The following is a 12758-nucleotide window of genomic DNA, read 5'->3' on the forward strand; positions in this document are numbered from 1 at the left end:
TCGCCACATCCGTTAGCCTGGAGTTCTACACATGCATCCCCGCGTCCTTGAGGTCACCGAACGGCTTATCGCCCGTAGCCGCGCTACGCGTGAGGCCTACCTTGCACTGATTCGCGGTGCCGCCAGCGACGGTCCGATGCGCGGCCAGCTGCAATGCGCCAACTTCGCCCACGGCGTGGCGGGTTGCGGCACCGAAGACAAGAACAGCCTGCGGATGATGAACTCCGCCAACATCGCAATAGTTTCGTCATATAACGACATGCTCTCGGCGCATCAGCCGTACGAAGTCTTCCCGGAGCAGATCAAAAGAGCGCTGCGCGAGATCGGTTCGGTCGGCCAGTTCGCCGGCGGCACCCCGGCCATGTGCGATGGCGTGACCCAGGGCGAACCGGGCATGGAACTGAGCCTGCCGAGCCGTGAAGTGATCGCCCTGTCCACCGCCGTGGCGTTGTCCCACAACATGTTCGACGGCGCGCTGATGCTCGGCATCTGCGACAAAATCGTGCCGGGCCTGATGATGGGCGCGTTGCGTTTCGGTCATCTGCCGACGATTTTTGTGCCGGGCGGGCCGATGGTCTCGGGCATTTCCAACAAGCAGAAAGCCGATGTGCGCCAGCGCTACGCCGAAGGCAAGGCCAGTCGCGAAGAGCTGCTGGAATCGGAAATGAAGTCCTACCACAGCCCTGGCACCTGCACCTTCTATGGCACCGCCAATACCAACCAGTTGCTGATGGAAGTCATGGGCCTGCACTTGCCGGGCGCTTCTTTCGTCAATCCGAACACACCATTGCGCGATGCCCTGACCCGCGAAGCAGCGCATCAGGTCACACGTCTGACCAAGCAGAGCGGCGACTTCATGCCGATCGGCGAAATCGTCGACGAGCGCTCGCTGGTCAATTCCATCGTGGCCCTGCACGCCACCGGCGGTTCGACCAACCACACCTTGCACATGCCGGCCATCGCCATGGCGGCGGGCATTCAWCTGACCTGGCAGGACATGGCCGACCTCTCCGAAGTCGTGCCGACCCTGAGCCACGTCTACCCCAATGGCAAAGCCGACATCAACCACTTTCAGGCGGCGGGCGGCATGTCGTTCCTGATTCGCGAGCTGCTGGAAGCTGGTCTGTTGCACGAAAACGTCAACACCGTGCTGGGCCATGGCCTGAGCCGTTACACCAAGGAACCGTTCCTCGATAACGGCGAGCTGGTCTGGCGCGAAGGACCGACCGAAAGCCTCGACGAAAACATCCTGCGCCCGGTCTCCCGTGCGTTCTCGCCAGAGGGCGGCTTGCGGGTGATGGAAGGCAACCTCGGTCGTGGCGTGATGAAAGTCTCGGCCGTGGCGCTGGAAAACCAGGTGGTCGAAGCACCGGCCATGGTGTTCCAGGATCAGCAGGACCTGGCCGATGCGTTCAAGGCCGGTTTGCTGGAGAAGGATTTTGTCGCGGTGATGCGCTTCCAGGGCCCGCGTTCCAATGGCATGCCGGAATTGCACAAGATGACGCCGTTCCTCGGCGTGTTGCAGGATCGCGGCTTCAAAGTGGCGCTGGTGACGGACGGGCGCATGTCCGGCGCCTCGGGGAAAATCCCGGCAGCGATTCACGTCAGCCCCGAAGCTTATGTCGGTGGCGCTTTGGCGCGGGTGCAAGAGGGCGATATCATCCGCGTCGATGGCGTCAAAGGCACCCTGGAGCTTAAGGTGGACGCCGAAGAATTTGCAGCGCGCGAACCTGCCAAGGGCCTGTTGGGCAACAACATTGGCAGCGGACGCGAACTGTTTGGTTTCATGCGCATGGCCTTCAGCTCCGCAGAGCAGGGCGCCAGCGCCTTTACTTCTGCCCTGGAGACGCTTAATTGAAACTGGCTTTGGTCGGTGACATCGGTGGGACCAACGCTCGTTTCGCGTTGTGGAAAAACCAGCAACTGGAATCAGTCCAGGTGCTGGCGACGGCAGATTTCGCCAGCCCGGAGGAGGCGATCGCCCTCTATCTGAGCGGGCTCGATCTGGCGTTGGGTTCGATCGGATCGGTGTGCCTGTCGGTGGCAGGTCCCGTGAGTGGCGATGAATTCAAGTTCACCAACAATCACTGGCGATTGAGTCGCAAGGGGTTCTGCAAGACTTTGCAGGTCGAGCAACTGTTGCTGGTCAACGATTTCTCGGCGATGGCACTGGGCATGACCCGTTTGCAGCCGGGCGAGTTTCGGGTGGTTTGCGAAGGCACCCCGGAACCGTTGCGGCCGGCGGTGGTGATTGGTCCGGGTACGGGCCTTGGCGTCGGCACATTGCTTGATCTCGGTGAAGGGCGTTTTGCCGCGTTGCCGGGGGAGGGCGGTCATGTCGATCTGCCGCTGAGCAGCCCGCGGGAAACGCAGCTTTGGCAGCACATCTTCAATGAGATCGGCCATGTCAGCGCTGAAACCGCGTTGAGCGGCGGCGGGTTGCCACGGGTTTACCGGGCGATTTGTGCCGTGGACGGCCACACGCCAGTGCTCGAAACACCGGAAGCGATCACCGCTGCCGGGCTGGCGGGCGATCCGATTGCACTGGAAGTGCTGGAGCAGTTCTGCTGCTGGCTCGGCCGCGTGGCCGGCAACAACGTGCTGACCACCGGGGCGCGCGGTGGCGTGTACATCGTCGGTGGCGTGATCCCGCGGTTTGCCGATTTCTTCCTCGAAAGCGGATTTGCCCGGTGCTTTGCCGACAAGGGCTGCATGAGCGATTACTTCAAAGGCATCCCGGTGTGGCTGGTGACGGCGCCGTATTCCGGCCTGATGGGCGCGGGTGTGGCGCTGGAACAATCCCACCCGAGTTGAAATGCAATCAAATGTGGGAGCGGGCTTGCTCGCGAATGCGGACTGACATTCAACATTGATGTCGACTGACCCACCGCTTTCGCGAGCAAGCCCGCTCCCACATTGTTTCTGTGGTGTTTGTAGATTCCGCGCTTAAGGCATAATCCGCCCAATTCAAACAACAAGGACGCCGCCCCGTGAGCTCAGTCAACAAGTCGATATTGTTGGTCGATGACGATCAAGAGATACGCGAGTTGCTGGATACCTACCTGACTCGCGCCGGTTTCCAGGTCCGTACCACGCCCGATGGCGCCGGTTTTCGCCAGGCGTTGAACGAGGCACCGAGCGATCTGGTGATCCTCGATGTGATGCTCCCGGACGAAGACGGCTTCAGCCTCTGCCGCTGGGTTCGTCAGCACCCGCGTCAGGCTCAGGTGCCGATCATCATGCTCACCGCCAGTTCCGACGAGGCCGACCGGGTCATTGGCCTGGAGCTCGGTGCTGACGATTACCTCGGTAAACCCTTCAGCCCACGTGAGTTGCAGGCGCGCATCAAAGCCCTGTTGCGCCGCGCGCAGTTCGGTCAGGAGCGAAGCGGCGGTGAAGTGCTGGCCTTTGACGACTGGCGTCTGGACATGGTCAGCCATCGGCTGTTCCACACCGATGGCGAAGAAGTGATTCTTTCTGGCGCCGACTTCGCGCTGCTGAAACTGTTCCTCGATCACCCGCAACAAATCCTCGACCGCGACACCATCGGCAACGCCACCCGTGGCCGCGATCTGATGCCGCTGGATCGCATCGTCGACATGGCCGTCAGCCGCTTGCGCCAACGTCTGCGTGACACGGAAAAACCGCCGCGACTGATCCGCACCGTACGCGGCAGCGGCTACCAACTGGCCGCCAATGTGGTCGCCAGCAATGGCCACTGAGTTCCTGCGCAAGCTCGCCGACCGCGTGCCGGTGCCCCGTTCGCTGCTCGGGCGGATGTTGCTTCTGACATTGCTGGCGGTGTTGTTTGCGCAGACGTTGTCGAGCGTGATCTGGGTCTCGCAACTGCGTGCTACGCAGCTTCAAGGCCTGGTCACCAGTGCGCGCAGCCTGGCGCATTCGATGACGGCCAGCGTCAGTTACTTCCGCTCGTTGCCGGTGGCCTTCAGGCCGTTGGTCCTGGACCAGTTGCGCAGCATGGGTGGCACCCGATTCGTGGTGACGCTCAACGATAAACCCTTGGGCATGGAAGTGCTGCCGATCACCCCGCGCAAGGAAGCTGTGCTCAAAGCGGTGGATGAAGTGCTGCGCCAGTCGCTGGGCCAGGACACCGATATCTCGGTGACTTTCGTCAGCCCCGACGACCTGCGGATTTTTAACGGCGGCTTGAAACTCGACGAATTGCCGCGCTCCTGGGCGCACTACGCCTTGACGCTGGAGCCCGTGAACCCGCCCGTGCTGGTCACGCAAATCCAGATGGCGCCGGGCGAATGGCTGTACATCGCCTCGCTGTTGCCCGAACCCTACACCAGCCTTGAAGAACAAGGTCTGCCGGCACAGCAGGTCTGGTTCATCGTCCTCACAAGCGGTTTTTTGCTGTTGTTCATCGGCCTGCTGGTGCACTGGCAGAGCCGGCCGCTCAAGCGGCTGGCGCGGGCTGCGCGGGACATGTCGCTGGGGGCGGAAGTAGAGCCGGTGGCCGAAGTGGGTGGCAGTGAAGTGGTCGAAGTGAGCCGTGCGTTCAATGCCATGCGCGAACGCATCAGCCGCTACCTGACCGAGCGCAGTCAGTTGTTCAGCGCGATTTCCCATGACCTGCGCACGCCAATTACCCGGCTGCGATTGCGCGTGGAATTGCTGGAAGACGAGCAGCTGCAAGCCAAGTTCGGTCGTGATCTGGATGAGCTGGAGCTGCTGGTCAAAGGTGCGCTGCAATGTGTGAAAGACACCGACATTCACGAAAACATCGAAGCGGTGGACCTCAATCACGTACTCGATTGCCTGGTGGAGCCGTATCTGGCGCCCCATGGCAATGGTCGCGTGACTCAGCAGGGGCGGGCGATGGCGGCGTACCCTGGCAAACCGCTGGCGCTCAAGCGCTGCATTGGCAACCTGATCGACAATGCCCTCAAGTATGGGCAGAACGCACACCTGCACATCGATGACGATGACAGCGCGTTCGTCCTGCACGTCGATGACGAAGGGCCGGGCGTGCCGGAGCAACGGCTGGAGCAAGTGTTCGAGCCGCACTTCCGCCTGGCCGGGCAGCAGCAGGGGTATGGGTTGGGTCTGGGGATTGCGCGCAATATTGCGCATAGCCATGGCGGGGAAGTCAGCCTTCAAAACCTGCGTGAGGGTGGGTTGCGGGTAACGCTTCAATTGCCCCGCAGTGTTGAATAGTAATACTGCGTTATCGTTCTTCGCGAGCAAGCCCGCTCCCACATTTGATCGAGTTCATCCCCGTGGAATGCGATTAAATGTGGGAGCGGGCTTGCTCGCGAAGGCGTCAGACCATTAAACAAATATATCAAGTCGAATGTCACAGCCTGGTGACACAACTCGCCCCCTTCGTTACAAGCCCGCCACCGCCCGTTGTTTAGACTGCCCGCAGTCAAAACAACAAAAAAGGCACCCCATGGACACCTTCCAACCGGACTTCAGCAGTTGGCTGAACGCGCCTGTCCACCAGCAATGGCTCGCCGCTGAAGGCCTGCGCCTGCTGGCGTTTGCCAAGGCTTCAAAGCTTGCCGACGGTTTTGGCAATCTGGATGAAAAAGGCCGACTCCCGGCCAATGCCTACGCCGAAACCATGAACACCGCACGCATGACCCACAGTTTTGCCATGGCCCATATTCAGGGCTTGCCGGGGTTTGCCGAGTTGGTGGATCACGGGGTCAAGGCGCTCAGTGGTCCGTTGCGCGATGCCGAGTCCGGTGGCTGGTTTGCAGTGGCCCATGCACTGGATGGCAACACTGGCAAGGCGGCTTATCTGCATGCCTTCGTCGCCCTGGCCGCCAGTTCCGCCGTGGTCGCCCGACGTCCCGGCGCACAAGCCTTGCTCGATGATGCGATCAACATCATCGACAGGCATTTCTGGAGTGAGGAGGAAGGCGCGATGCGCGAATCCTTCAATCGCGACTGGAGCGAAGAAGAAGCCTACCGTGGCGCCAACAGCAACATGCACGCCACCGAAGCCTTCCTCGCCCTGGCCGATGTCACGGCAGACAACCGCTGGTTGTGCCGCGCCCAGCGCATTGTCGAGCGGGTGATCCATGGTCATGCGGCCGCCAACCAATACTTGGTGATCGAGCACTTCGACCGCGCCTGGCAACCGCTGCGCGACTACAACCTCGACAACCCGGCCGACGGTTTTCGCCCCTACGGCACCACGCCCGGTCACGGTTTTGAATGGGCGCGGCTGTTGCTGCACCTCGAAGCGGCGCGGGTTCAGGCCGGGATGCTCACGCCGGGCTGGCTGGCCACCGACGCGCAAAAACTGTTCGACCACAACTGCCGTCATGGCTGGGATGTCGACGGGCTACCCGGGATTGTCTACACCTTGGATTGGGACAACCGCGCGGTGGTTCGCCATCGCTTGCACTGGACCCATTGCGAAGCCAGCGCTGCCGCCAGCGCGTTGCTTAAACGCACTGGCGACGAGCAATACGAGCACTGGTACCGACAATTCTGGGAATTCTGTGACCATCATTTCATTGACCGTTGCGACGGCAGTTGGCACCACGAACTTGATCCGCAAAACCGCCCAAGCGCCGATATCTGGGCCGGTAAACCTGACCTGTACCACGCCTGGCAAGCCGTGCTGATCCCGCGTTTACCCTTGGCGCCAAGCATGGCCACGGCTTTGGAGCGGTTATCCCAGAGCACTCCTGTGTAACCATGCAGTGACATTCACGCGTCCCTTCGTTACCTGCGAGGGGATAACTCCTGTTTAAAATCCTATGCAGCGCAAGCACCAGACTTGCATGCATAACAACAAGAAAGGTACTTCTAGATGAATGCGATTTCTCGCCTCGCTACTGTCATTTCTCTCGCCTCCCTGTCTGCGCTCCCTCTCAGTGTGCTTGCCGCCGAATCCAAAGGTTCCGTGGAAGTCGTTCACTGGTGGACGTCGGGTGGTGAAAAAGCAGCGGTCGATGTGCTCAAGGCTCAAGTCGAAAAAGACGGCTTCACCTGGAAGGACGGTGCCGTTGCCGGCGGTGGCGGTGCCACAGCCATGACCGTACTCAAAAGTCGCGCCGTGGCGGGTAACCCGCCGGGTGTTGCGCAGATCAAGGGACCGGACATTCAGGAGTGGGGCAGCATTGGCTTGCTCGCTCCAGACACCTTGAAAGACGTTGCCAAATCCGAAGGCTGGGATGGCCTGCTGTCGAAGAAAGTTTCCGACACCGTGAAGTTCGAAGGTGACTACGTCGCCGTTCCGGTGAACATTCACCGTGTGAACTGGCTGTGGATCAACCCGGAAGTCTTCAAGAAAGCCGGCATCGACAAAGCCCCGACCACCCTCGAAGAATTCTATGCCGCTGGCGACAAGTTGAAGGCCGCAGGCTTCATCGCGCTCGCCCACGGTGGCCAGCCTTGGCAGGACAGTACCGTGTTTGAAGACGTGGTGCTCTCGGTCATGGGCGCCGACGGTTACAAAAAAGCCCTGGTAGACCTGGATCAGAAAACCCTCTCCGGTCCTGAGATGACCAAGGCGTTCACCGAGCTGAAAAAACTCACCGGCTACATGGACCCGAACCGCGCCGGTCGTGACTGGAACATCGCTGCTGCCGACGTGATCAACGGCAAGGCCGGCATGCAGATGATGGGCGACTGGGCGAAAAGCGAATGGACTGCCGCCAAGAAAGTAGCTGGCACCGATTACCTGTGCGTGCCGTTCCCAGGCACCGAAAAAGCCTTCACCTACAACATCGACTCCCTGGCCGTGTTCAACGTCAAGGACAAGGGCACTATCGCTGCTCAACAAGACCTGGCCAAGGTCGCCTTGGGTGAAAACTTCCAGAAAGTATTCAGCATCAACAAAGGCTCGATCCCTGTGCGGACGGACATGCTGAACAACATGGAAAAACTGGGCTTCGATTCCTGCGCTCAAGCGTCGGCCAAGGACTTCCTGGCAGACGACAAGAACGGCGGCCTGCAACCGAGCATGGCGCACAACATGGCCACTTCCCTGGCCGTGCAGGGCGCGATCTTCGATGTGGTCACCAACTTCATGAACGACAAAAACGCTGACCCGGCCAAGGCCAGCGCCCAACTGGCATCGGCTGTCAAAGCGGCCCAGTAATCCCTCACACAGCCTGACCCTGTTGGGGGCGGGCTTTTGTGGGAGCTGGCTTGCCTGCGATGGCATCAACGCGGTTCGACGTTAAACCTCGTCGTCAGCATCGCGGGCAAGCCCGGCTCCCACAAAAAGCCGCTCCCACAAGGGATCTGCGTGGGACTTCATTTCTCTACACCTGGATTATCCCGATGAGCTCTGTGGCGGTTTTCAGCAAAGCCTCACCGTTCGATGCGCTGCAACGCTGGTTACCCAAGTTGGTACTGGCGCCGAGCATGCTGATCGTGTTGGTTGGTTTCTACGGTTACATCATCTGGACATTTGTACTGTCCTTTACCAGTTCCAGCTTCATGCCGAGCTACAAGTGGGTCGGCCTGCAGCAGTACACCCGTTTGCTGGACAACGATCGCTGGTGGGTCGCGAGCAAAAATCTCGCGGTCTTCGGTGGCATGTTCATCGGTATCAGCCTGGTGCTCGGCGTGTTCCTCGCCGTGCTGCTAGACCAACGAATTCRCAAGGAAGGCTTCATTCGCACCGTTTACCTGTACCCGATGGCGCTCTCGATGATCGTCACCGGTACGGCATGGAAATGGCTGCTCAACCCGGGCCTGGGCCTGGACAAGATGCTGCGTGACTGGGGCTGGGAAGGCTTCCGTCTCGACTGGCTGGTGGATCAGGATCGCGTGGTGTATTGCCTGGTGATCGCCGCCGTGTGGCAAGCCTCCGGGTTTGTGATGGCGATGTTCCTGGCCGGCCTGCGGGGTGTCGATCAATCGATCATCCGTGCCGCGCAAGTCGACGGCGCAAATCTGCCGACCATCTATATGAAGATCGTCCTGCCGAGCCTGCGCCCGGTGTTTTTCAGTGCCTTCATGATCCTCGCGCACATTGCGATCAAGAGCTTCGACCTGGTGGCGGCGATGACCGCTGGCGGTCCTGGCTACTCGTCCGACCTGCCGGCGATGTTCATGTATTCCTTCACCTTCAGCCGTGGCCAGATGGGCATTGGTTCGGCCAGCGCCATGATGATGCTGGGCGCGATCCTGGCGATTCTGGTGCCGTACCTGTACTCCGAATTGCGAGGCAAACGCCATGAGTAATCAACTTGGCAAACCAGCCTTGAGCTTCAGCCGTATCGCGATCTACGCAACGCTGTTGCTGGCGGCTGCGGTCTATCTGATCCCGCTGGTGGTGATGCTGCTGACCAGTTTCAAATCCCCGGAAGACATCCGCACCGGCAACCTGCTGAGCTGGCCGACCGTGATTGACGGTATCGGCTGGATCAAGGCCTGGGACGTTGTCGGCGGGTATTTCTGGAACTCGGTGAAAATCACTATACCGGCGGTTCTGATCTCCACCTTCATCGGTGCCATGAACGGCTATGTGCTGTCGATGTGGCGCTTCCGGGGCTCGCAACTGTTCTTCGGCCTGCTGCTGTTCGGCTGCTTCCTGCCGTTCCAGACCGTGCTGCTGCCGGCCTCGTTCACCCTCGGCAAGATGGGCCTGGCCAACACCACCACCGGTTTGGTGTTGGTGCATGTGGTCTACGGCCTGGCGTTCACCACGCTGTTCTTTCGCAACTACTACGTGAGCATCCCGGATGCACTGGTCAAGGCGGCACGCCTGGATGGTGCAGGCTTCTTCACGATTTTCTGGAAGATCCTGCTGCCGATGTCGATCCCGATCGTGATGGTCTGCCTGATCTGGCAGTTCACCCAGATCTGGAATGACTTTCTGTTCGGCGTGGTCTTCGCCAGTGGCGATGCCCAGCCAATCACCGTGGCCCTGAACAACCTGGTCAACACCAGCACCGGGGCCAAGGAATACAACGTTGATATGGCCGCCGCGATGATCGCCGGGCTGCCGACACTGCTGGTCTACATATTCGCTGGCAAGTATTTCCTGCGTGGGCTGACGTCCGGCGCGGTCAAGGGGTAGAACATGGCAACTCTCGAATTACGCAACGTCAACAAGACTTACGGTGCCGGTTTGCCGGACACCCTGAAAAACATCGAACTGAAGATCAATGACGGTGAGTTCCTGATCCTGGTCGGTCCTTCGGGCTGCGGTAAATCCACGCTGATGAACTGCATTGCCGGTCTGGAAAACATCAGCGGCGGCGCCATTCTGGTGGACGATGCCGACATCAGCGGCATGAGTCCGAAAGATCGCGACATCGCCATGGTGTTCCAGTCCTATGCGCTGTACCCGACCATGAGCGTGCGCGACAACATCGCTTTCGGTTTGAAGATTCGCAAAATGCCGACCGCCGAAATCGACGAAGAAGTCGCTCGCGTCGCCAAATTGCTGCAGATCGAACATCTGCTGAGCCGCAAGCCGGGTCAGCTCTCCGGTGGTCAGCAACAGCGCGTGGCCATGGGCCGTGCCCTGGCGCGTCGGCCGAAGATTTACCTGTTCGACGAACCGCTGTCCAACCTCGACGCCAAGCTGCGAGTCGAGATGCGTACCGAAATGAAGCTGATGCACCAGCGTCTGAAAACCACCACGGTCTACGTGACCCACGACCAGATCGAAGCAATGACGCTGGGCGACAAAGTGGCGGTGATGAAGGACGGAATCATTCAGCAGTTCGGCACGCCGAAAGACATCTACAACAACCCGGCCAACCTGTTTGTGGCGAGCTTCATCGGTTCGCCGCCGATGAACTTCATCCCCCTGCGTTTGCAGCGCAAGGACGGTCGTCTGGTCGCACTGCTCGACAGCGGTCAGGCACGCTGTGAATTGCCGCTGGGCATGCAGGATGCCGGCCTCGAAGACCGCGAAGTGATTCTCGGCATGCGCCCTGAGCAAATCGTGTTGGCGAACGGCGAGCCGAACGGATTGCCGACCATTCGCGCGGAAGTTCAGGTCACCGAGCCGACCGGTCCCGACACCCTGGTGTTCGTCAATCTCAACGAAACCAAAGTCTGCTGCCGTCTGGCACCGGACGTCGCACCGGCTCCGGGCGAAACCCTGACCCTGCAATTCGATCCGTCGAAAGTGCTGCTGTTCGATGCCAAGACCGGGGAGCGTCTTGGTGTTGCCGGTCAGCCTGTAGCCGAGACACACAGCGCCAACGTGGCCCAATTCAAAGGCCGCTAAAGAACACATGTGTGGGGGGAGAGCCTTGCTCCCACAGGGGGATGTCCGGCGGGTGGCCTGTTGTCCGCTGCGACCGATGTCGTCGCGTTAGCAAAAAGAAAAAGTAAAAACAATAAAACGAGGAAGTAGGGATGAAGAAGAACAACAACGCTCAGCTTATCTGCCAGTTGTCAGCAGTTGCAGCCATGATGYTGGCCGGTAGTGTGCATGCAGCTGACGCGTTCAGCGCCGACTCCGAATGGATGACCGGCGATTGGGGTGGCGAGCGGACCAGGCTGATCGAGCAAGGCATCGACATCAAAATGGACTACGTCGGTGAAGTCGGCAGCAACCTTCACGGCGGCTTCAACGACAACACCACGGCTCGTTACGCCGATCAGTTCGGCCTGGGGGCCGCGCTGGACCTGCAGAAACTGTTTGGTTGGGATAACACCCAGGCCAAAGTCCAGTTCACCAACCGTAATGGCGAAAACATCTCCAATGACCGTGTCGGCGATCCGCGTACTGGCACATTGAGCTCCTCCCAGGAAGTCTACGGTCGTGGCCATATGGTCCGTCTGACCCAACTGTGGATCAAGCACCAGTTCCTCGACAATAAACTGGACATCAAGGCCGGTTACTTCGGCGAAGGCGAAGACTTCAACACCTTCCCGTGCGAGTTCCAGAACCTGGCGTTCTGCGGTTCCCAAGTGGGTAACTGGGCCACCAACATCTGGTACAACTGGCCGATCATGCAGGCCGCGATCCGCGTGAAGTACAACATCTCGCCTGAGTTCTATGCGCAGATCGGCGCGTACAACCAGAACCCGTCGCAACTGGAACACGGTAACGGCTTCAAGTTGAGCGGCAGTGGCACCGCCGGTACCGTGTTGCCTGTCGAGCTGGTCTGGTTGCCGAACCCTAACAACCTGCCGGGCGAATACCGTGTCGGTTACTACAAGAGCACGGCCGAGGCCAATGACGTCCTTAAAGACGCCAGCGGTACGGATGCGGCAACGACCGGCCAACCTTATCGCGAACACAGCAGCAAGCACGGCTACTGGTTCGTTGCACAACAACAACTCACCAGCCACAACGGTGACAAGTCTCGCGGTCTGAACGTCGCGGCCAACGCCACTTTCCACGACAAGGAAACCAACATCGTCGACAACTACCAGTCGCTGATGTTTGTGTACAAGGGGCCGTTCGATGCGCGTCCTAAAGATGACATGGGTATTGGTTTCGCCCGTATCCATGTCAACGATGACGTGAAGAAAAACGAAGAAGCGATCAACGCTGCCAACGGTGTCACAGAATACGAAAACCCACTGTTCACGCCGCTGCAGACCACCGAGTACAACTACGAAATCAACTACGGCTTCCACGTTACCAACTGGCTGACCGTGCGTCCCAACCTGCAATACGTCACTCATCCAGGCGGTGTGGATGAGGTTGATAACGCGCTGGTGGCCGGCCTGAAAATTCAGTCGGTGTTCTAACGTTGTTGCGATAAGCTCCTCTCTATGTGCGCATATTTGCGGACAGCCCAGGCTGTCCGTTTTTTTTGGGGTGGCGCACCCCGGGTGACAGATGATTT

At 59.7% G+C, this 12758-nt stretch carries 10 protein-coding genes; all 10 read left to right on the top strand.

Translation table 11 applies throughout. The annotated features are described in order from the left end of the window. Positions 1–31 precede the first annotated feature (31 nt). The 10 genes from edd (at position 32) to AC1DSG_RS03895 (ending at position 12660) form a co-directional block, all read left to right on the top strand. Complete coding sequence (gene edd / locus AC1DSG_RS03850) at positions 32–1858, top strand: phosphogluconate dehydratase (protein WP_477789671.1); 1827 nt, start codon at positions 32–34, stop codon at positions 1856–1858. Further along, positions 1855–2814 carry a glucokinase gene (locus tag AC1DSG_RS03855; RefSeq protein ID WP_477789672.1) on the top strand — a complete coding sequence of 320 codons (960 nt, stop codon included), beginning with the start codon at positions 1855–1857 and terminating at the stop codon, positions 2812–2814. Before edd ends, AC1DSG_RS03855 begins: the two co-directional genes overlap by 4 nt. Before the next feature lie 176 nt (positions 2815–2990). Further along, a complete protein-coding gene (locus AC1DSG_RS03860; protein ID WP_477789673.1) occupies positions 2991–3722 on the top strand; it encodes a response regulator in 732 nt (243 codons plus the stop codon). Then, entirely contained in the window at positions 3712–5181 is a 1470-nt protein-coding gene (locus AC1DSG_RS03865; protein ID WP_477789674.1) for an ATP-binding protein, read from the top strand. Before AC1DSG_RS03860 ends, AC1DSG_RS03865 begins: the two co-directional genes overlap by 11 nt. A 235-nt stretch (positions 5182–5416) precedes the next feature. Further along, a complete protein-coding gene (locus tag AC1DSG_RS03870; RefSeq protein WP_477789675.1) occupies positions 5417–6676 on the top strand; it encodes a D-mannose isomerase in 1260 nt (419 codons plus the stop codon). Positions 6677–6793: 117 nt separating this feature from the next. After that, positions 6794–8086 (top strand): ABC transporter substrate-binding protein, encoded by a 1293-nt coding sequence (locus tag AC1DSG_RS03875; protein ID WP_477789676.1) that lies wholly within the window; start codon positions 6794–6796, stop codon positions 8084–8086. 185 nt (positions 8087–8271) lie between these two features. Beyond that, positions 8272–9180: a carbohydrate ABC transporter permease gene (locus tag AC1DSG_RS03880; protein ID WP_477789677.1), complete on the top strand. Its 909-nt coding sequence runs from the start codon at positions 8272–8274 to the stop codon at positions 9178–9180. Next, a complete protein-coding gene (locus AC1DSG_RS03885) occupies positions 9173–10018 on the top strand; it encodes a carbohydrate ABC transporter permease (RefSeq protein WP_477789678.1) in 846 nt (281 codons plus the stop codon). The genes AC1DSG_RS03880 and AC1DSG_RS03885 overlap by 8 nt, the downstream gene beginning before the upstream one ends. Positions 10019–10021: 3 nt before the next feature. Further along, positions 10022–11182 carry an ABC transporter ATP-binding protein gene (locus AC1DSG_RS03890; RefSeq protein ID WP_477789679.1) on the top strand — a complete coding sequence of 387 codons (1161 nt, stop codon included), beginning with the start codon at positions 10022–10024 and terminating at the stop codon, positions 11180–11182. Positions 11183–11313: 131 nt separating this feature from the next. Further along, a complete protein-coding gene (locus tag AC1DSG_RS03895) occupies positions 11314–12660 on the top strand; it encodes a carbohydrate porin (RefSeq protein WP_477789680.1) in 1347 nt (448 codons plus the stop codon). The last annotated feature ends 98 nt before the right edge of the window (positions 12661–12758 follow it).

This window comes from Pseudomonas sp. P5_A12 (assembly GCF_056400685.1).

Coding starts and splice junctions, on each gene's coding strand:
- AC1DSG_RS03865 (WP_477789674.1), top strand. CDS start 3,712: ATGGCCACTGAGTTCCTGCGCAAGCTCGCCGACCGCGTGCCGGTGCCC.
- AC1DSG_RS03870 (WP_477789675.1), top strand. CDS start 5,417: ATGGACACCTTCCAACCGGACTTCAGCAGTTGGCTGAACGCGCCTGTC.
- AC1DSG_RS03875 (WP_477789676.1), top strand. CDS start 6,794: ATGAATGCGATTTCTCGCCTCGCTACTGTCATTTCTCTCGCCTCCCTG.
- AC1DSG_RS03885 (WP_477789678.1), top strand. CDS start 9,173: ATGAGTAATCAACTTGGCAAACCAGCCTTGAGCTTCAGCCGTATCGCG.
- AC1DSG_RS03890 (WP_477789679.1), top strand. CDS start 10,022: ATGGCAACTCTCGAATTACGCAACGTCAACAAGACTTACGGTGCCGGT.